Raw genomic sequence first — 19,670 nt, 5'->3', positions numbered from 1 at the left:
CATTTTACTTATGCTACCCTGGTATGAAATAGCGCTTCGCCTTGCCCTTGCTGCCATTTTAGGCGGAGCTATAGGCATTGAACGCGAACGGAAAGACTGGGCTGCCGGACTGCGCACCCACATGATGGTAAGCATGGGGTCTGCCCTTATTATGCTGGTATCTTCTTTCGGTTTTCAGGATGTAATGGGTAACGAATATGCTGAGCTCGACCCCTCAAGGGTAGCAGCCCAAATTGTTAGCGGCATAGGTTTTATTGGTGCAGGGGCTATATTGTTTTTAAAACCGGCAACTGTACTTGGCCTAACCACAGCTTCCGGTTTATGGACGGTAGCCGGAATAGGCATGGCAACCGGCGGCGGTATGTATTTCGCAGCTGTTGTGGCAACCGTTTTTGCTATACTTATACTTTGGGCCTTGCAGCCCATTCAGCGTATTTTTACAAGTAAAAACCAAATGAAATCGCTTAGGATTGTAGCAAAGGGCAAGACTGAACCAAAGGAAATCATCAACAAATTACTGGAAGATGAAGATGTTGATTTTTCTAACTTTTCGATATCGCGCGACTCTAAAAACCTGATAATTGAGCTTATACTTGATAAACCCGGCAATAAAAAACTACTTAAAACAACAGAGCTCCTTCAAAAGGAGCCCTTTATCAAGAAAATATCCTGGGATAAATAATCACGTAAATATAGCAGTGGTTTCCTGTTGCAGCTTTTTTGGGGTGCCTGTTTCCATATAGCGTTTAAAGCCCATAACATCGTTACGCACCATTTTTTCGAACACAGGGTTTAAAAGGCTTGCCACCTCATGGCCTGTATGCCCCAGCGGCGCATGATAAGAAAACGTAATGTGCACATAAGTGCCCAACTCTCCTGCATCTTTAAACTCTACCTTGCCGGCATGGCGCACAATACTACCCTGTAAAGACCTCCACCCAATAAAACGGTTGGGTTCTTCGGCAACAATTTCGGCCTTCCAGCCTATTTCGCTGCCAAAGCCGGGCATGCGTACTTTCCATTCGCTAAGGGTATCGCTAAAAACGGTTACACTTTCCAGATGTTCCATAAACAGGGGCAGGTTACCCAAATGCCTCCAGAAGTTATAAACCTCATTCATGGGGCGCTTTACAATCAAACGGGTATGGATGTTGATATTGCCATCGTGGTGTTTTGCAGTTGCTTTAAGGTTAAAGCCGTCTGGCCTGCTGTCAATAAAGCCTTTAACACCGCGGTAAATCATAAACCCTGCAGCGGCTATTTCCAGTATGCTTTTCTTTTCGCGCTTCAGGGCATCATACAGCAGGTAAGCCCCGCCAATTACTGACACAGCCCTTTCAATATCGCCTATTGTTTTTTCATTCTTTATAACCGAAAGTTCGTTTAGCTTTTCCATACCGCAGGATTTTAATGTACCTAAAAATACTAAACCCCTGCCGCAAATCATTGTGGTTTAACAATGTTGCAACAAAAAAGGCTGCCTTTGCAGACAGCCTTTCGTAAATGTTATTTTATCCTACCAGAACCAGAAGTCATTCCCTCCTTCTTTTTTACCGCCAAACTTATCAAGCTTAAAGGTTAATGAGAACATTACATAGCGCTTAAGCACTGTATTTTGCTGGTCTGTAATTGAGGTTGCCGATATAGTTCTTGATGTACCCAGGTTTTGGTTTAGCAAGTCATATACCTTAACCTTAAACAGCATCCTGTCGTCAAGAAAGTTGTATCCTAAACTTGTATTCCAAAGGAAAAAGTCTTTCTTAAACCCTGCACCAAGCTGAGAGTTGTAGTTATAACCAAAATCGTTACCAAATACAAAGTGCTTAGGCCAGTAGCTGGTGGTTTGCAGGTTTAGCCTGTGCGTATAGTTTGAGGCATTACCCGATACATAATTTGTATAATCAATTGTATTGTAGCTATATTGATAAGACGGGTTAATAACCAGCAGATCGCCATATTCATAGGTAAAGTCTACCCTTGGAGATAATGTAAACCTCCTGCCGGTATACAATGTATTATTGGTAAAACCTTTCTCCAGGTTATAGCTGTTATTCATCCTTAAATTAAACCTGTAGTTATGGGCATCATTTTTAATACTTTTACTCCAGCTACCTCCAAACCAAAGTCTGTATGTGCCTGATATGTTTGAATACGTCGTAGTACTCTTCGCCGTTTCATCTATATCCTGCCTGTACATAATCTGGTTATCAAAATAGGTACCACCACCACTAATTGTCCAACCTGAACGGGTTGCATAATCATAATCGCGCAGGCTTATATTGAAGTTATGATACTTTTCAGGATCAAGGTCAGGGTTACCTATTGTAGTTGACAGCGGGTTGCTGATATCTTCTACAGGCAGTACCTGGCTTGGCGTTGGAAATTCTGTATTATACCAATATCCTATCCATAAATATTTTGACTTAGTAAAGCTGTAACGCATACTTGCTTCTGCAAACGGCAACACAAAATTCCTGTCAAAATTGTAGCTATTGCCCATATATTGCGAGCCGGCATCAAATTTAGACATCCTGGCACCTCCCGAAAGGTTAAGCCACATTTTTGATGTATTGGTATATAAACCTGCGCTTGGCATAAAACTGTTAACCTTGCTCGACATATAGTTGGTAAGGGCATCATTATAATCAGAAAAATTACCGGTACCCTCATCAAAATCAAAACCCTGGCGGTCTTCAAGCCAGCGTTCCAGCTGGTATTCTGCCCCTACCCTTAACTGAAGCGAATCGGTAATGGGTTCGGCATACTCTAATTTTGCGGTATAATTATCGGTAGCCTGGCGGTTGTAGCGCACCTGGTTACGGTCGTCAACAATCACGCTTTGCGTGCCGTCATTATCATAAGTATATCGGTTTGTAATAGAGTTATTAAACGCAGCGCCATCGTCTTTTCGGTTTTCGTTACTAAACTCAAAACTTAGCGACCTGCCTTTTTTAGCCGCAAATGATTTGTTCCATACCAGATAGCTGCTAAAGCTGTAGTTATCGTTTTCATTAAACGTGCCTGAATCGCTGTCGTTTAGCAGCCTGCCATCGGCAATGCGCTCGCTAAAACTGTTTGAATTATTGCTGTTCTTGCTGTTTGCTTTTGTAAACTTAGGCGCATAGTAAATTTGCTGTGTAGAGTCTATCTTTACATTTAGCTCTGTACTAAAGTTATGTGCATATTGCTCACTCCTGGTATTTGATTCAGACCGTGACCTGAAACTCTGGTCAAGGGCCTCATCGGGCGTAGTGGGGTTTTCAGCTAATGGTATAAAATTAGTCCTGTTAGAACGGTTGCTGTTATCATTAGTAGCCGAAGTATAAAAGTAACTTGCACTTCCATCAAATCCTTTTGCCCATTCATCGGCATAATTAAGGCCTACAATATTGCTGCGGGTTATACCGTTGCTGCCGCCAAACTGCATGCCGTTTATACCAAAACTACCGTTATCATTCATCCATATTGACGTGTTTCGGCCACCGCCCATACTGTCAAATATTTCGTTCATACTAAAGCCAGTACTGTTTATATTATTGCTCGATGCCAGTAAGCTAATCTTGGTAGGCCCGTTAAAGTAATTAATCAGCGCGCTGCTTTCATAACGTTCATCGCTACCGTAGCCCCCCATGAGTCGGCCAAACCAGCCCTTGTTTTTATCTTCGTCTATAGTAAGGTTTATACTGGCATTCTCGCCCGTGCCTTTCTGGCCCGAGAGCTCTTCCTGCTTGGTTTTGGTATCGGTTACCTGCACTTTATTAATAATTTCGGCAGGCAGGTTTTGCAGGGCTACCTTGCCATCTTTATCAAAAAAGGGCTTGCCGTTTACCAGTATCTGGTTTACTTCTTTTCCGTTAACGGTAATCTTGCCTTCCTGGTCTATTTCAACCCCCGGCAGCTGCTTTAAAAGCGCCTCTACGTTAGCATCAGGCCGCACTTTAAACGATGCCGCATCAAACTCAAGGGTATCCTGCTTTATGCGGATGGGTGGTATTTCAGACTGTATAACCAGTTCATCCATCTCTGTACCGCGTTCGGCCAGCTTAATAGTGCCAAAATTTTTATCCTGGTCTATTACATCAAACTGTTCTTTGTGTTCTGCCTTGCCCATAAACGCTATTTTTAGAAATACCGGCTGGGTTATGGCGCGGGTTTTAATTTGCCAGTTACCGTTTTTATCTGTAATGGTGTAATCTATCAGCGTTGAGTCTTTTGCAGATGTGAGGTACACCGTGGCAGCTTCAAGATTGGTGTCGTCGCTGTCTAATACTTTTCCGGATAGGGTAACATTTTGGCTGAAACTGAACGTACTACAGGCTAAAAACAGTAGCACCGTTAAGATTTTGTGCATGTAAGGTAATTTTATTGGTTATTGGTAAGGTTTATCTTATAACAGCATTATAAGTGTTTTATTATGGCATTAGTAGCACTTTGGTCATTTTTGTTTCATTATATGCAGTAATTTATTTAATCTTTTTTACTTTTTCCGCCAAAAGCGTCAAGTTTATAAGTAAGCGTAAACATTACATAGCGTTTTAGCACCAGGTTTTCCTGGTCAGTTGTAACCGTAGGCCCCACATTGCGCTGCACACCATTGTTCTGGTTGAGCACATCATATACTTTTACCTTAAACATTAGCTTTTCGTCAAGTACACTGTAGGCCAGCGCGGTATTCCAAAACAAAAAGCCTCTCCTGAAATTATCGGGCACCTGCGGGTTGTAAGTATAGCTTAAGTCATTAGCAAACATAAGGTTTTTAGGCCAGTAGCTGGTAGCCTGCAGGGCAAACCGGTGTACCATACTACTTGAGGAGTTTACGCTGTAGTTTTGGTAATCATACATACTAAAGCTCATGCTATAGGTGGGCGTAAGGTTAAAATAATCTGTATAATCATAAGATATAAAAGCACTTGGTGTAAGCGATAACGACCTTGAGTTATACTCCCGGCCGTTAAGAAACCCTTTGTTACTGCCGTAGTTACCAAACAGGTTCAGGTTTATGCTCAGGGTCTTATCGTCGCGGTTTATGTATTTGTTCCAGTTAATACCCAGGTTGGCATTCATAGCACCCGAAATATTACGGTAAGAGGTCTCGGTCTGGGCACTTTCATTAATGGTAGTAAAACGCACTACCTGGTTGCCAAAAAAGGTAACACCACCCATAATGTTATAGCCCGCCTTACTGCCCCCTCCGCCAAAATTGCGGTAATTAAGCCTGAAACTATGGGTAGTACTTGGGTCAAGGTCCGGGTTACCCACCGTTGTATTCAGCGGGTTGCTTAAATCCCTAACCGGCAGTATCTGGCTACCCTGCGGGAAGTTAGCGGAATAATTATAGAAAAAGTCTAACGATTCAAATCTTTCAAACTTATATGCTGCACGCATAGATGCTGCCGGCAGCAGGTAATTTTTAGTGAAGCTAAAGCCCGTGCCCAGATAATCAGAAAAATTCCTGAATGCCGAATAATTTACCCCGGCATCAAGGTTTATACTGTATTTCTTCTTATCAAGCATTAAACCTACCTGCGGCACTACCGAAAACGTATTGCTGGACAGGTAATTAGAAAGCGAATCATTATAAACGGTATACCGTCCGGTTACGGGGTCAAAATCATAGCTTTGCCTGTTGTTTACACTTTTATCATTACCTAAATCAGCGCTTATTGATAACCGGAGCGAATCAGTAACCGGTTCAAAGTATTCTAATTTAACGCTATAGCTGTCGTTGCTGTTATTGTTGTACAGTACCTGGTTTCGGTCATCGGTACTGGTTTGCATAGTGCCGCCGCTATACGTATAACTGTTTGTTACTGAACGGTTGTTGTTCTCGGTATAGTTACTACGGTTATTATGGGTTAGTACCGCGCTTAGCCCCCTGCCCTTTTTGGCTTTAGAATACTTGTACAGGTTTACTGACCCCGTAAAGCTCTTACCATTGTTTTCACTATAGCTTTGTGCCTCGCTATCATTTAGTAACCTGCTGTCAGACAGCCTCTCTGACATACTTTCTGATACAGAATTGCTCTTGCCTTCAGAGGTACTAAAGCGCGGCATATACATAATATTGGTTGTAGAATCTATCTTAAAACGAAATTGCCCGTCTACATTATGGCTGTAATTAGAGCCTTTTGAAGATGAAGACTCGTTACTGCGGTAGGTGCTGTCAATAATTTCGCCGGTTACAGGGTCTGTCTCTTCGGGGGTATAGTTTATCGATTCGCTACGGCTGCGGTTTTCGTGCTCATTAATACTATTACTATAACTTATTGTTGATTCTGAATCTTTTATCCATTCATCAGAATAATTAACCCCCGCCGAACTCGATACCGAAAGCCCGTTGCCACCACCAAATCCGCCAATAGCACCACCTACAGCCCTAACACTCCCCCGGCCGCGGCCTCCAAAATCCATACCCAGCCCAAAAGAATTTATATTATTTGATGAACCCGTAAGGCTAATGCGTTGCGTATCATTAAAATAATTGGCAAACAGGGCTGCCTCATACCGGCCGTTAGTACCATAACCGGCGGCAATAGTACCAAAAACACCTTTCTTACGGTCTTTTTTAAGGGTAAGGTTTATGCTGGCATCCTGGCTCTTGGCCTTTTGCCCAGTCATTTCCTCCTGCTTGGTTTTCAGGTCAGTAACCTGTACTTTATCTATAATTTCAGCCGGAAGGTTTTCAAGCGCCACGGCCCCGTCTGTACCAAAAAACGGTTTTCCGTCAACCAGAAACTGGTTCACTTCGCGCCCGTTAAAGGTTATTTTGCCATCATTGCTTATGCTTACCCCCGGCAGCTTCTTAATTAGTTCTTCTACTTTAGCATTAGGCCTGACTTTGAATGACGCCGCATTAAACTCAAGCGTATCATTTTTAATTACAATAGGCGGAATTTCTGCTTCAATAAACAACTCATCTAATTCAGTGGGCTGTTCTTCAAGCTTTAACGTACCAAAATCACGGTTTTCCGTTCCCGGATTAAGCTTTTGCACGTAAGTGGCCAGGCCGGTGTAAGCCACCTTAAGGTTAATGGTATCTTTTGGTTTTAAAGTCTTTAGCTCCCAGTTTCCTTTTGAGTCAGATACCGTATACTCTACTACTGTTGAGTCTTTTACTTTTGTGAGGAATATGGTTGCCCCATCAAGCGGGGCGTTAGCCATATCGGTAACTTTTCCTTTAAAAACCACATTTTGCCCAAAGGCAACAGCGGTACAGAGCATGAAAATCAGGCTGATAGTAAGGCGCATAGAGGACTGGTTGGTAAGGTTATTCTTTAAAACAGCAAAAAATAAGTTTTATTACGCAAACCTCCAACCATTTAAACAAAAAATCCCGGGAACAGCCCGGGATTTATGGTATTGTAATTATTTCTGCCTGAAATATATATCTATCGGAACGCCGTTAAAGTCAAAATGCTCACGCAGCTTGTTCTCTATGTAGCGCTTGTATGGTTCTTTAACATACTGCGGCAGGTTACAGAAAAACACAAACTGCGGCGTAGGCGTAGGCAGCTGCATACAGAATTTAATCTTGATGTACTTGCCTTTGAGTGCCGGTGGCGGGTTGTTCTCTATTATGGGCAGCATCAGCTCATTAAGCTTGCTTGTAGCAATACGCTGGCGGCGGCTTTCAAACACCTGTACCGATGTTTCAAGCGCTTTTAGCAGCCTTTGCTTGGTTAATGCCGATACAAAAAGGATAGGCACATCGGTAAACGGCTGTAGCTCTTCGCGTATTTTGCGCTCATAATCACGGGTAGTCATGGTGTCTTTTTCAACCAAATCCCACTTGTTTACAAGTACTACCACACCTTTACGGTTTTTTTCGGCAAGCCAGAAAATACTCTGGTCCTGGCCTTCAAAACCACGGGTGGCATCTATAACCAGTATGCAAATATCACTGTGCTCAATAGCCCTAACCGAGCGCATAACACTGTAAAATTCAAGATCTTCCTTAACCTTTGCCTTACGGCGGATACCCGCAGTATCTACCAGGTTAAACTTAAACCCAAAGCGGTTGTAAGTAGTATCTATGGCATCGCGTGTGGTACCGGCAATATCAGTAACCACAAGGCGGTCTTCGCCAATAAGTGCATTAATAAACGATGATTTACCTGCATTTGGGCGGCCTACCACTGCAAAACGGGGTAGTACCTCAGCATCAGGGTCTGGTGCCTGTGCCTCCGGAAGCAGCTCTACAAGGGCATCAAGCAGTTCACCTGTGCCGCTGCCACTCATACCGGCTATGGTGTAATATTCGCCAAGGCCAAGGTTGTAAAACTCCACGGCATCTTTTTCGCGCATGGCGTTATCTACCTTATTTACAACCAGTAACACCGGCTTGGTTATTTTGCGAAGCAGCTTTGAAACCTCCTCATCCATAGGGGTTATGCCCTCTTCAACATCTACCACAAACACAATTACGTCGGCCTCATCTATGGCCAGCTCTACCTGACGGCGTATTTCGCCCTCAAAAATATCGTCGCTACCTTTAATGTAGCCCCCGGTGTCTATTACCGAAAACTCTTTTCCGTTCCATTCGCTCTTACCGTAGTTCCTGTCGCGCGTAACGCCGCTTACAGAGTCTACAATAGCTTCCCTGCGCTGTATCAGGCGGTTAAAAAATGTGGACTTGCCCACATTTGGACGCCCTACTATAGCTACTATATTGTTCATCAGCTAAAAATTTGATGCAAAAGTACTTTTTAAGTCTCAAAGTCCAAAGTCTTAAAGTCCAAAGTTTTACCGTCGATGCATCTTTCGACTTTATGACTTTTGGCTTTATGACTGGTATTTATTTCTGGTTATACCCAAACCTTTTCAGTTGGTAATTATTTGACCTCCAGTCTTTAACCACCTTAACAAACATTTCTATGTGAATTTGTTTGCCAAAGAATTTCTCAAGGTCTTCGCGGGCCTGTATGCCTACTTTTTTAATTGCGCTTCCTTTATGACCTATAATGATACCTTTTTGGGTGTCGCGCTCTACCATAATTACTGCCCTTATGCGAATGATATTATCATCTTCCAGAAACTCTTCTGTCTCAACCTCAACGGCATACGGAATTTCCTTGTCATAATTCAGCAGTATTTTCTCACGGATGGTCTCGTTTACAAAGAAGCGTTCCGGCTTATCCGTCAGGGCATCTTTAGGGTAATACGGCGGCGACTCAGGCAAAAGCTCCAGTATACGGTCAAAAACCGCCTGGACGTTGAAGTTCTCCAGGGCACTTATGGGGTAAATTTCGGCGTTTGGCACTTTTTCTTTCCACATATCCACCTGTTCTTCAAGCACTTCCTGAGTAGACTTATCAATCTTGTTAAGCAACAGCAGTACCGGTACTTTGGCCTTAACTATCTTGTTGAAAAAGGCCTCGTCCTTAAGGTCTTTTTCACCGGTTTCTACCATATACACCAGTACATCGGCATCTTCAAAAGCAGTCTTTACAAAGTCCATCATACTGGTTTGCAGCTCATAAGCAGGCTTAATAATGCCTGGTGTATCGCTTAGCACCACCTGAAAATCCTCCCCATTTACAATGCCCAGTATGCGGTGGCGCGTGGTTTGCGCCTTACTGGTAATAATAGACAGCCGCTCGCCCACAAATGCGTTCATAAGCGTGCTTTTACCCACGTTAGGGTTGCCTATAATGTTTACAAATCCTGCCTTATGTGCCATACAATCAACGCTTTATGGTAAATAAAAAAGCCTCCCCTTTTGGGAAGGCTCTTAGTAGCGGGAACAGGACTCGAACCTGTGACCTTCGGGTTATGAGCCCGACGAGCTGCCTACTGCTCTATCCCGCGATGTTTCGAGTGCAAATATACGACCGTTTTCTAATAAACCAAGCCTAATTGCAATTAATTTTATTTTTTATCATTTTTTTATGCCGAAAATTTTCAACCTCAATAATTTACAGCCTCCTTTTTTTCGGCAAAAAAAGGCTTAATTTTTCACTTTTGGAGTTTGGATTTACGGTGTGAAATATCAAAAACGGCTGTAAACAAAAAACTCCCGGCAAAATCACTGGGAGTTTTTTGTTTTTAGGATTAAACTATCCTGTTATTTTTTTTCATAGACAAACTCTATAACAGTACCATCGTCTTCGGTAAGCAGGTGCAACTCTTTTGCATTAAGCTCTACCTGAAAATCATCTACCGAACCATCTTCACGATAGGTCATAACAATATACTGTATGCCGTCTTCTTCTTCAATAGTATAATCGGCCGTATCTGCTGTTTCAAGATGTACTACTACCTCTTTGCCTTTAAACTCCATATAAGATGTTTTAAACCCTTCAAGGGTTTCCATAAGGCTTTGCTTAAGAGATGTTTTAGTGGCTTCGTCAAGGTTAGCCCCTATCTCTTCCTCAAAAGTTACATCGCCCTTTTTAAGGTCCAGTATAATGCCACCCATATTAAAAGCCGTCATGTTCCAGCGGCCCTGCAGGTCTTTTTCAGTTACCTTTTTTTGGGCCTGTGCACCAACTGCCATTACAAATAATGCAACTACAGTAAAAATGTTCTTTATCATTTGGTTATAATTAATTGTATCTCAAAGTTAGAAAAAAAATCGTGCACACCACATCTCTAACCCATTTATAGCATTGCAGGCTATAGCCTACTTTTCAAACAGCAATACAATGTTACCACCGTTTTCATCATCGGGCACTAAAAAATGCAACTGCTTGTTTTTAATAAAAATCTCAACCAGGTCATCGTCCTGTACCTCAGCATCGGTTAGGTATTGCTTGCCGTCTTTTTCAATAATCTTGTAGGTAGAATTGCCCACATTATCAATATTGCTTTCAAGTTTGTACCCACTCTCAAAAGCCATATAATACTCTGCCACACCGGCCATAGATTCTAACAAAGCTGTTTCAGCCATCTCTAAATCCTCTTCCGTCATATCTGCTTTAAGCTCCTCAGACGGTATAAATTTTTGCTTCTTAAAATCTATAGTACCCATATACATGCCTATAGAAGTAATGGTCCATTTGCCAAGCAGGTCTTTTTCGGTAAGTTTTTTTTGTGCGGTAGCGGCTGTAGCTGTAGCAACTACAAGCAGCAGGGTTAACAGGTGTTTCATGGTTTAAGGTGTTAATTGGTTTGTTTTTGATATTTATAACTTCATGTTACTTCACTTTTTTATACACCATTTCATAGCCTTCTTCATAATTGCTTACGTGCAGCTTTCCATCTTTTATGTCAACCACATACGTAATTTCGCCCTCTTCATCAGTAATAGTCAGCTCATCTTCCTCAAAGGTTTCCAGCTTATAGGTACCGCTGTATACATCTTCGCCAAACTGCTGCTGCACCTTGCCCTGCTTAAAATCCAGGTAGGCATTGGCATACTGCTTAACCAGTATGCGGTAATCGCGTTCGCTTTCTGTAAGTTCTGCTGCCGAAAGGCTCTTTACATAACCGGCATCCAACACAAAAGTGCCCTTTTCGGCATCAATTATAGCCGAGCCATCATTACAGCTTACCAGCTTCCACCTGCCGGCAATGTCTTTCTCGGCAACCTGTGCAGTAGCGCTCAGGGCGGTAACAAACAGGATTAACAGGTATAGCAATTTCATTGTGTGCTATTCTGCTTTGGCAAAAACAAACTGCATCCCATCTTTCTCGTCCTGGTAATGCATTTTGCCGTCTTTAATGTATATGCACTGTACATCTTCTTCGCCTTCAATCCTCACGTAGGTTTTACCGTCTTTAAACTCAAGCAGGTATTTTTTAGCCTCACGCTCACCATCAGACAGTATCGTTAAAACACCATCATTAAACTCAAACCTGCTCTCACGGCTCCATCGCACTACACCTTCATAAGGAGTACATCTGGTTGAATACGTTTTATTCAGGCCTTCGCTTTGGTCCTTTTTTATCCAGGTATCTTTTTCTACATCTATTATAGCAAAACCATCATCATAGCTTACCAGCTTCCACCTGCCCTCCAGGCTTTTATCTGTTACCTGTGCAGTGGCGCTTAGGGTGGTAACAAACAGGGGTAAGAGGTATAGATACATTGATTTCATTGTTTACTCTGCTTTGGCAAAAACAAACTGCATCCCTTCTTTCTCATCCTGGTAATGCATTTTGCCATCTTTAATGTATATCCACAGTACATCTTCCTCATTTTCAACACCCATGTAGGTTTTGCCGTCTTTAACCTCAAGCTTAAATACTTTCGATTCGCGCTGACCGTCGTTAACAGATGTTATGGTGCTGTCTTTAAACTCAAACCTAATCTTTTTGGCCGATGCCATCATTTCTTCATAAAAGCTGTTTCCGCTGGTGTACGTCACCGCAGGGGTTTCATCTTTTATTACCCACGAGCCCTTTTCAATATCAATTTTAGCCTCATGGTTATCTACAAATATTATTTTCCAGGTGCCCTGCACCTCAGCCTGTGTTACCACCTGTGCCTGTAGCCCAAGGCCACACAATAATGCCAGTATAAAAAGTAGTTTTTTCATTAGTCCTGTTTTACCATTATGGTTTCTGCGTTAACCGATTCATCTTTAAGGTGCAGCTTGCCGCCCTCAATAAAAACCTGCGCCCTTTGTATATCAAAAGGCATAATAACCATGTAGGTCTTGCCGTCTTTTTCCTCAAGCCTAAAGGTAGAAGGCTGCCCTTTTACCCCTTTTATAGCCGTTATAAGGGTAGAATCTTTTATAGAAATAGTAGTGCCCACAAGCGCATCGGGCACTTTGTTGCCCATGTTTTCCATTTTTTGCTTGGCATTTTTAGCCCCCTCATTAGCCCTTAGCTCGTTTTTTACAAAGTCTATGGTAATATCAGGGTCTTTCATTTCTACCATTTTCCAGTTACCGGCAAGGTCGGCCGCCTTGGGGTTTTTATTGTCCGAACCGCATGATACCAGCAGCAATACCGCCAGCAGGGTATATATAATCCTTATCATTGTCAGGTTACTTAATAGGTTTGTAAATCATTTCCATACCCACACCGGCATCAGCCAGGTGCAGCGCGTTGTCTTTAATAAATACCTGCGGCACGGTAGTGGTATCCTGGTCTACCGTCATGTATGTTTTACCGTCTTTATCCTGTAGCGTAAAGCTGCCGCTGTGCTCCTCGCCCATTACGGTTTGGCTGGCGGTATTGCCTTTTATGGTAAGTACGGCTTCCTGGGCCTGCAGCACAATATCATTATACTGTTCTTCTATAGATACTTTATTTTGTACATCGTCATTAACTTTCCAGGTGCCCTTAACAATGTCTATAGATCCGTTATTATCATTATATGTAACAAGGCGCCATTTACCCTGTAGTTGTTCCTGTGTAATAGTTTGCGCATGTAGTGCAACAGCAGCCAGCATAAACCCGGCTGTAAGCAGTAATTTTTTCATAGTATTTTTAATTATTAACCTTTTTATAAGTAAACACTCCTTGGTCTTCATGCTTTTTTAGCATTAAATTATCATCCTTAAACCAAATTTCGAGTATCATTTTGCCCTGAGGCATAACCACTTCAAGAGTTACAGGTGTAGTGGCTTTAATTTCATAAGGCCCCTGGTCTATACCTGTTTCTCCTTTTTGCGTAATTTTTGATGTAAGTAATACATCATCAAATACAAGACTGCCCTCCATATTGCCCACGCCTTGCATCATCTGCTCTTCGGCCATGGCACGGTATTCCTGTGTAATATCATCTGCCAATTCGCCAGACAGCGTGCATTTTTTATTTACCAAATCCAGAGCCATCCCGGGAAATTCGACAAACACCATTTCCCACTTACCTTTAAGCATTTCTTTTGTGACCGCCTGTGCTCCGGCAGTAGCTATATTAATAAGAAGCAGTAGAAGAAACAGTGGCCCTTTCATAATATCAGGCTTTCTTTAAAACCATTTTGTCGCGGCTTTCCTGGCCCGTCATTTCAAGTTTGCCGTCTTTAAGGGTTACTTCCTGCACCCTGCTTTCGCCACCGTCCATGGTAACCACCATTAGCAGCGGAGTGCCCGCTTTAAGCTCATAAGTAGCCTTATCGTCTTTGGTTTCGCCACCCATAGACTGAGAAAATACAGCTTCAGCGCCTTTAAATGTTACACTAAACCCGGCGCCGCTGTCTATCATTTCCTTCAGCTGCCCTTCTACGGCTGCCACATATTCAGCGCCCAGCTCTTCTTTCATTTTCGGGTCCATGGCTACCGTTTTTTTCTCGAAGTCAATGCCTATGCCTTCGGTTTCCATAAATACTACATTCCATTTTCCTTCAAGGGTTTGCTGTGTAATGGTTTGTGCGTGTGCAGTAAGGCCGGTAATTGCCACAAACAGCAATAGTAATTTGCTCATGAATGAGGATTTTAATTAGTTTATATGCGTTAAAAGTATCAAAATAACTGACACAAACCGTATATGGCACACTTTTTTCTTATAACTTGAGTAACACCAAAAAAAGAAAAAACAACAATGATTAAAAAAATACTGGTTGCCCTGGCAGCCTTAGTAGTAATTGTATTAGCGTTTCGCTATTGCGAATTTAAGGACGACGAGGCCCGCACTGTAATGGAAGAAACCACCCTGATACAGCAGCAAATAGAAAACGTGGGCAAGCTAGTGGTTACCGAAGGCCATTTTAGTGAAGTGATTACCTATAAAGATACCCAAAAGCGATTTGGGTTTTATAACGCCGAGAAAAAAGCCATTGTAATTGTAAATGCCGATGTAACGGTGGCGTATGACCTGCACAAGGTAACCTATAATATTGACGATGTTACCAAGGTTATTACCATAACCAGCCTGCCGGAAGCAGAGATTAAGATAAGCCCCGACCTAAAGTATTATGATATTGTAGAAGATAACTTTAATGCGTTTACCGGAAACGACTACAACAAAATAGCCAAACAGGCCAAAGAAAGCATTGCCAAAAAGATTGAAAAATCTACCCTGAAAACCAATGCCCAAAACCGCCTGGTAAGCGAACTGCAAAAAATACTGATACTTACCAACACCATGGGCTGGACCCTGCAATATAAAGGCGAAGCGGTTACTAATGATAATATTACCAAAGTAGCGCCTTAACAGCTTTTTATTTAGCCACTAATTACACTAATTGCTCCAATTAATTTGTGTTAATCAGTGTAATTAGTGGCTAAAACAAAAAAACGCCCCAATCATGGGGCGTTTCAGTTTAATTCACTTTTTCTTTTTCAAATATAAGTTCAAGGCCGTCGTCTACAAGGTTTGCTACTGCGGGACGGCTTGTTTTTACGGTGTCCAGATACTGTAAAACGGCGTTTACAGCCTCATTATTGCCGGCGCGGTGCTGTAGTTCGGCAATTTCAACCGCCAGCAGCCAGTCGCCGTTGTGCTTTTGTGTAAGTATGTCAAAAACCTCAGCAACGGTTTTATCTGCCGGTTTGCCTTCGCGGATGTTGCGTATGTTTTGGTACAGGTCTTCCAGCTCTTCCCTTTCAGCCGACTTCTTAGCCTTAATGGTTTTAGAACTTGGCACGTGGCTTACCAGGTCAAAGCTCTTAACATCTGCCGGCCCGGAGAACGCCGATGTTACCTTTTTGCCAACTGCCATATCATAAATGCCCCACTCCGGCTGAAACAGCACGGTATCGTTATGGGTAACGGTACAGTTTTTAAAGCTAATCAGTATAATTTTGCCCTGCAGGTTGCGGGTTCCTGTAATAATCTCGCCGCTTACGGTTATGTCGCCCTCAAACTCAAGGGTAACGCGCAGGCCTTCATAAATATCATAGGCCATAAGGTCGCGCGGGCTCATGTCTTCAATAGCCAGGTTAATGCCCTTTAGCTTGCCTACCGGGCTGCCAAAGCCCTCTGCATGGTAAGATGTATCGTGCCCTACAAGCTCCTTCTCACGGTAAGACAATGCTGTTTTGCCTGTGGTTTGCAGGTACACAGGCTTGCCCTCGCTTTCTATAACATTAGTAAACACACCGCTTATTTGCAGGCCGGTACTAAGCTCTACCGTGCCCAGCGCCTTGCTGTTAATCAGCTTTTGCACGCTGCTAAGGCCGCCGGTGCGCAGCGCCATTTTATTGGCAAACTCCTCAAGCACCAGGCTAAGGTGTGTAAAATCGGGCGTTACAAACAGCTGCGGCTGCGGCTTGGTAATATCAAAACCCTGATAGGCCGCATCTATGCTATACGGCTGTTTTTTTACATTATCGGTCATGCACCAGGCGCTTTCGCCAATAGACGACAGCAGCCCTGCGCCATAAATCTTAGGGTCTTCAACCGTGCCAATTAGGCCGTACTCAACCGTCCACCAATGCAGGTTGCGGATGAGCGCCATTTCGCTGGGTTCAACCGGCTTGGTTTGCAGGTCGTCTACCAGCTTTTCTACGGCTTCAATCTCATCCTGTGGCGTGCCTTCGGCTTCTTTAAGTATCGATAGCAGGCGGATGGCCTCATACACCTCATAATCATGCGCCGACGATATGGCCTTGCAGCCTATTTCGCCAAAACGGCGCAGGTATTCGGCATATTCAGGATTGGCAATTATGGGTGCGTGCCCGGCGCCTTCATGAATAATATCGGGTGCGGGAGTGTATTCTATATGCTCCAGCTGTCGGATGTCGCTGGCTATAACCAGTACGTTATATGCCTGGAACTCCATAAACGCATTAGGCGGAATAAAACCGTCTACCGCAACGGCAGCCCACCCTATTTCTTTAAGGATGCGGTTCATGCCATACATACTGGGTATGTTTTCTACTTCTATACCCGTTTTTTTAAGGCCGTCTAAATAAGAGCTGTGGGCCACACGGCTAAGGTAATCTACATTTTTGCGCATAACATACCGCCACACCGCCTGGTTAATGGGTGTATACTCATTATAATCCTGCGGTTTTATAAACTGCCTTAAATGCTGCGGTAGCTTATCTAAAAGCGGGTTGCTCTCAAAAGGTGTACTCATTGTTGCCTTAGCTTTTTATTTAGGGTAAAATTAACGATTTCTCAGCAAATATTATTAAATCGTAAACTTTTTCTTTTAATAAGCGCCCGGCTAAAGATTATCTTACAAAATATATAAAAGTAATAAAGCCACGCAAGTGCGTGGCTTTACAGGACAAAGTAATAATGAATATGCTTTTTGTTATGCTCAGGCTCTCCTCACAACCTGATAATAACGCAATTCATTATATTTTCAATATTTTTCTGATTCAAAAGTAATAAATGAATGCTTCACAATGAAATGTTTTTCGGTAAAAATTATCTATTTATCGGTAAATTTTTTCTATAGCTTTATAACTTTCTCAAAACCAGCACCTTTTTCTGAAACAATTTTTACAAAATAAATTCCACGTGCACGTGCACTTATATCAAGGCCTGCACTATTGCCGCTAATTTTTACAGATTGCAGCAGCCTGCCCTGCACATCATACAGTTCTGCATACCTTAAATCGTGCACTGATGTTATGTTTACAACATCTTTTACCGGATTAGGATATATTTTTACACTACCGTCTGTACCAAACCCATCTATACCCAGTGTAGAAAACAGCGTTGTAGCCTCGTCTGTTATTATAGGCCAGTTATAGTCAAAATAAATTTCTGCCTGCTGGGTTACATCACTATTTACTGCAAGCGTATTAAGCGTTTTAATTTTAAACACCACATTGCCCTTGCCCCCGTTTGCCGCCAGGTTAATATCGTCAAAATAAAACTCAACCTTATTGCCGGTTATGCGCACCTTTACATCGTGGCTCGCATCAATTAGCCGTAGCGAACTTACATCAAACTCCTGCTCGTCTATCATATCCTTAACCACCACAAACGTTGCCGGATAGTTACCTGTATTCTCAAAATTAATATTATAGTGCAGGTACTGCCCTATTTGTTCAGGATGTACGGTTTCTCCTTCAAGACAGGTAATATCGTTAGGGTCATAAGCTCCTACAACAATTTGCTTCATTGCAAAAGTATTATTAAAAGGGGTTTCATCTCCCGTAGCAGGTGAAGCTAAAGCTGTTAAGTCAAGCGGATCATCTATATTAACCGCCGGGGTTTCCATAGGGCTGTTAACATTTAAGGTGGCTATAATTTCTCTTCTTTCAAAAGGCTGAAGGTTACTATAATTCCAGGTTAGTAAGCCCGTAGCCAATGTATTTTGTAACGGGCTTGCACTAACATAATCCAGCACAGTATCATCATAAGTAAAGGTTACATCGCCATTTAGGGTTTGGTTGCCGTTATTGGTGTAGATTATTTTATAAACCGCATCAAAGCCCGGGCGCGCAGGTTCTATAGGCACAATTACCACAGATACATCATTGTGTATACCGTTTGCAGTAACACAAAAGTTTTGGATTGTAACGTTGTAATTGTTATCAACAAAGGTTACAATAGCAGGCGTAGTGGTAAACCAGTCGTTTTCAAATTGGGGTGTAAGGGTAAAAGTGCCTGATTGGGTGTAAAAACTGTAACTCCCAGTACTACTGATAGCAGAACCATTATCTGTCCCGTCGTTTATTGTTACAGTAATAAGTGGCAAAACATCATCTAAAGCGTTACAGCCATTGCCATCTCCATCAAAAGTTACGGTACCGGTTATGGTATTGTAATTTCCGCCCGGCTCAACAGAGCAATAAGTATTTACCTGTACTCCCGTTGTATTGGTAAATGCAAGCCTGTCTAAAATATGTGCTTGTTCACCCTCATCTACACATATATAATGTAATGACGTATTGGTATTATAAAACAGTATTTCAGAAGTATTCTGTAAGTTGCCGTTTTTCAAACTTATAGATTCAAGTAATGGGTTATCTGCAACAAAAAGCGAGCTAATGTTAGGGCAACTGCTAAGATCGAGTTGGGTTAGCTGGCTTTCACTTACATAAAACATACTTAAATTTGGCATAACACTCAAATCAAGAGAAACAAAAGGGTTTTGGAGAGCCAGTAAAGTGTGAACATTATCAACATTGGTAAAATCCAGCCCCTGTAAATTATTTTCTCTGGCATCAATCGAAACCAATGAAGGAAGATTAGACAATGTAAGGTTTGTAAGCTGGTTACCATTGCACTTTAGCATCATCAGGTTAGGCAGGTTGTTAAGGGTAAGGCCCGTTAATTGGTTGCCGTCGCATTCAATATGAACAAGATTTGTAAGTCCTGTAACATCTAAAGATGTAAGCAGGTCATTAGACATATACAGGTATTTAAGATTTACAAGCGGCAACAGGTTTATTGAAGTAATTTGCGAATTATGAAATCCAAGGCTTTCAAGATTGGTCAGAGCGGTTACATCTAATTGTGTCACATTAGGACTACTACAAACCAAGGACTTAACATTTATAAATGCTTCAATCCCCTGATAAGAAATTATTTCAAGTGAACTGGCTTGCAAATAATATACAGCCTGAGCTTCAGCAACCTGTATTTCACCATCGTTATTGGCATCAATTACCATAGGCTGGTTATTTATATCCCTGGCAACTACACCATTTGTTGAATTTGGGTCTGCTGAGAGTAATTTGGCCTTAAATGCCGCATCAGGAATGTTTACAATTTGTGCATTCATAGCACCCGCCACAAACAGCAGCAGCAATAGAGAGATCTTTTTCATAAGGTGATTGGTTTTTATATTTTAGATACTGAAAATCAAAAAGGTTGCGTTACATTAATAAAAAAAGCCCCACAAAACTGTGAGGCTCAATATCATCTAAAA

The 19,670-nt window shown here is 42.3% G+C and carries 18 protein-coding genes and 1 tRNA gene; 2 read left to right on the top strand and 17 right to left on the bottom strand.

The window, feature by feature from the left end:
- The first annotated feature begins 10 nt into the window (after nucleotides 1-10).
- A complete protein-coding gene (locus AM279_RS18535) occupies nucleotides 11-682 on the top strand; it encodes an MgtC/SapB family protein (RefSeq protein WP_054409539.1) in 672 nt (223 codons plus the stop codon).
- Here the strand turns inward: AM279_RS18535 and AM279_RS18530 are convergent, their stop codons facing one another.
- The 15 genes from AM279_RS18530 to AM279_RS18460 all read right to left on the bottom strand — a co-directional run bounded on the left by AM279_RS18530 (nucleotide 683) and on the right by AM279_RS18460 (nucleotide 14,317).
- A complete protein-coding gene (locus tag AM279_RS18530; protein ID WP_054409538.1) occupies nucleotides 683-1,396 on the bottom strand; it encodes an SRPBCC family protein in 714 nt (237 codons plus the stop codon). It lies immediately after the preceding gene.
- Nucleotides 1,397-1,516: 120 nt separating this feature from the next.
- Nucleotides 1,517-4,351 (bottom strand): outer membrane beta-barrel protein, encoded by a 2,835-nt coding sequence (locus tag AM279_RS18525; RefSeq protein ID WP_054409537.1) that lies wholly within the window; start codon nucleotides 4,349-4,351, stop codon nucleotides 1,517-1,519.
- Between the two features lie 116 nt (nucleotides 4,352-4,467).
- A complete protein-coding gene (locus tag AM279_RS18520; RefSeq protein ID WP_054409536.1) occupies nucleotides 4,468-7,248 on the bottom strand; it encodes a TonB-dependent receptor in 2,781 nt (926 codons plus the stop codon).
- 117 nt (nucleotides 7,249-7,365) lie between these two features.
- Complete coding sequence (gene der, locus AM279_RS18515; protein ID WP_054409535.1) at nucleotides 7,366-8,676, bottom strand: ribosome biogenesis GTPase Der; 1,311 nt, start codon at nucleotides 8,674-8,676, stop codon at nucleotides 7,366-7,368.
- A gap of 118 nt (nucleotides 8,677-8,794) precedes the next feature.
- Nucleotides 8,795-9,679 (bottom strand): GTPase Era, encoded by an 885-nt coding sequence (gene era, locus AM279_RS18510; protein WP_054409534.1) that lies wholly within the window; start codon nucleotides 9,677-9,679, stop codon nucleotides 8,795-8,797.
- A 55-nt stretch (nucleotides 9,680-9,734) separates the two neighbouring features.
- Nucleotides 9,735-9,807: transfer RNA gene (locus tag AM279_RS18505), tRNA-Met, on the bottom strand.
- A gap of 256 nt (nucleotides 9,808-10,063) precedes the next feature.
- A complete protein-coding gene (locus AM279_RS18500; RefSeq protein ID WP_054409533.1) occupies nucleotides 10,064-10,534 on the bottom strand; it encodes a hypothetical protein in 471 nt (156 codons plus the stop codon).
- Between the two features lie 87 nt (nucleotides 10,535-10,621).
- On the bottom strand, nucleotides 10,622-11,089 hold the full coding sequence (locus AM279_RS18495) for a hypothetical protein (protein WP_054409532.1): 468 nt from the start codon (nucleotides 11,087-11,089) through the stop codon (nucleotides 10,622-10,624).
- A gap of 46 nt (nucleotides 11,090-11,135) precedes the next feature.
- A complete protein-coding gene (locus AM279_RS18490) occupies nucleotides 11,136-11,585 on the bottom strand; it encodes a hypothetical protein (RefSeq protein ID WP_054409531.1) in 450 nt (149 codons plus the stop codon).
- A gap of 6 nt (nucleotides 11,586-11,591) precedes the next feature.
- Complete coding sequence (locus AM279_RS18485; RefSeq protein ID WP_143090313.1) at nucleotides 11,592-12,038, bottom strand: hypothetical protein; 447 nt, start codon at nucleotides 12,036-12,038, stop codon at nucleotides 11,592-11,594.
- Nucleotides 12,039-12,041: 3 nt separating this feature from the next.
- Nucleotides 12,042-12,479: a DUF2147 domain-containing protein gene (locus AM279_RS18480; RefSeq protein ID WP_054409529.1), complete on the bottom strand. Its 438-nt coding sequence runs from the start codon at nucleotides 12,477-12,479 to the stop codon at nucleotides 12,042-12,044.
- The gene (locus AM279_RS18475; RefSeq protein ID WP_054409528.1) at nucleotides 12,479-12,928 is read right to left on the bottom strand and encodes a hypothetical protein; all 450 of its coding nucleotides are present in this window, start codon (nucleotides 12,926-12,928) and stop codon (nucleotides 12,479-12,481) included. The genes AM279_RS18480 and AM279_RS18475 overlap by 1 nt, the downstream gene beginning before the upstream one ends.
- Nucleotides 12,929-12,935: 7 nt before the next feature.
- On the bottom strand, nucleotides 12,936-13,373 hold the full coding sequence (locus AM279_RS18470; protein ID WP_054409527.1) for a hypothetical protein: 438 nt from the start codon (nucleotides 13,371-13,373) through the stop codon (nucleotides 12,936-12,938).
- Between the two features lie 7 nt (nucleotides 13,374-13,380).
- On the bottom strand, nucleotides 13,381-13,848 hold the full coding sequence (locus AM279_RS18465; protein WP_054409526.1) for a hypothetical protein: 468 nt from the start codon (nucleotides 13,846-13,848) through the stop codon (nucleotides 13,381-13,383).
- 4 nt (nucleotides 13,849-13,852) lie between these two features.
- Nucleotides 13,853-14,317, bottom strand: coding sequence for a hypothetical protein (locus AM279_RS18460; RefSeq protein ID WP_054409525.1), 465 nt, complete (start codon nucleotides 14,315-14,317; stop codon nucleotides 13,853-13,855).
- A gap of 117 nt (nucleotides 14,318-14,434) precedes the next feature.
- Here AM279_RS18460 and AM279_RS18455 point away from each other — a divergent pair, with 117 nt between their 5' ends.
- Nucleotides 14,435-15,046 carry a DUF4230 domain-containing protein gene (locus tag AM279_RS18455; RefSeq protein WP_054409524.1) on the top strand — a complete coding sequence of 204 codons (612 nt, stop codon included), beginning with the start codon at nucleotides 14,435-14,437 and terminating at the stop codon, nucleotides 15,044-15,046.
- Between the two features lie 109 nt (nucleotides 15,047-15,155).
- Here AM279_RS18455 and AM279_RS18450 read toward each other — a convergent pair whose 3' ends face one another.
- Together AM279_RS18450 and AM279_RS18445 are read right to left on the bottom strand one after the other, a co-directional pair.
- Complete coding sequence (locus AM279_RS18450) at nucleotides 15,156-16,916, bottom strand: aromatic amino acid hydroxylase (protein WP_054409523.1); 1,761 nt, start codon at nucleotides 16,914-16,916, stop codon at nucleotides 15,156-15,158.
- A 321-nt stretch (nucleotides 16,917-17,237) separates the two neighbouring features.
- Nucleotides 17,238-19,568 (bottom strand): T9SS type A sorting domain-containing protein, encoded by a 2,331-nt coding sequence (locus tag AM279_RS18445; protein ID WP_054409522.1) that lies wholly within the window; start codon nucleotides 19,566-19,568, stop codon nucleotides 17,238-17,240.
- Nucleotides 19,569-19,670 lie beyond the last annotated feature (102 nt).

It is taken from the genome of Flavobacterium akiainvivens (assembly GCF_001278115.1).
Lineage (GTDB): Bacteria > Bacteroidota > Bacteroidia > Flavobacteriales > Flavobacteriaceae > Flavobacterium > Flavobacterium akiainvivens.
Note: the sequence above shows the minus strand (reverse complement) of the source record. Positions and strands in the feature narration are given on the sequence as shown.

Coding starts and splice junctions, on each gene's coding strand:
- AM279_RS18530 (WP_054409538.1), bottom strand. CDS start 1,396: ATGGAAAAGCTAAACGAACTTTCGGTTATAAAGAATGAAAAAACAATA.
- AM279_RS18535 (WP_054409539.1), top strand. CDS start 11: ATGCTACCCTGGTATGAAATAGCGCTTCGCCTTGCCCTTGCTGCCATT.
- AM279_RS18460 (WP_054409525.1), bottom strand. CDS start 14,317: ATGAGCAAATTACTATTGCTGTTTGTGGCAATTACCGGCCTTACTGCA.
- AM279_RS18500 (WP_054409533.1), bottom strand. CDS start 10,534: ATGATAAAGAACATTTTTACTGTAGTTGCATTATTTGTAATGGCAGTT.
- AM279_RS18525 (WP_054409537.1), bottom strand. CDS start 4,351: ATGCACAAAATCTTAACGGTGCTACTGTTTTTAGCCTGTAGTACGTTC.
- AM279_RS18485 (WP_143090313.1), bottom strand. CDS start 12,038: ATGAAATCAATGTATCTATACCTCTTACCCCTGTTTGTTACCACCCTA.
- AM279_RS18465 (WP_054409526.1), bottom strand. CDS start 13,848: ATGAAAGGGCCACTGTTTCTTCTACTGCTTCTTATTAATATAGCTACT.
- AM279_RS18470 (WP_054409527.1), bottom strand. CDS start 13,373: ATGAAAAAATTACTGCTTACAGCCGGGTTTATGCTGGCTGCTGTTGCA.
- AM279_RS18475 (WP_054409528.1), bottom strand. CDS start 12,928: ATGATAAGGATTATATATACCCTGCTGGCGGTATTGCTGCTGGTATCA.
- AM279_RS18450 (WP_054409523.1), bottom strand. CDS start 16,916: ATGAGTACACCTTTTGAGAGCAACCCGCTTTTAGATAAGCTACCGCAG.
- AM279_RS18520 (WP_054409536.1), bottom strand. CDS start 7,248: ATGCGCCTTACTATCAGCCTGATTTTCATGCTCTGTACCGCTGTTGCC.
- AM279_RS18455 (WP_054409524.1), top strand. CDS start 14,435: ATGATTAAAAAAATACTGGTTGCCCTGGCAGCCTTAGTAGTAATTGTA.
- era (WP_054409534.1), bottom strand. CDS start 9,679: ATGGCACATAAGGCAGGATTTGTAAACATTATAGGCAACCCTAACGTG.
- AM279_RS18495 (WP_054409532.1), bottom strand. CDS start 11,089: ATGAAACACCTGTTAACCCTGCTGCTTGTAGTTGCTACAGCTACAGCC.
- der (WP_054409535.1), bottom strand. CDS start 8,676: ATGAACAATATAGTAGCTATAGTAGGGCGTCCAAATGTGGGCAAGTCC.
- AM279_RS18480 (WP_054409529.1), bottom strand. CDS start 12,479: ATGAAAAAACTACTTTTTATACTGGCATTATTGTGTGGCCTTGGGCTA.
- AM279_RS18445 (WP_054409522.1), bottom strand. CDS start 19,568: ATGAAAAAGATCTCTCTATTGCTGCTGCTGTTTGTGGCGGGTGCTATG.
- AM279_RS18490 (WP_054409531.1), bottom strand. CDS start 11,585: ATGAAATTGCTATACCTGTTAATCCTGTTTGTTACCGCCCTGAGCGCT.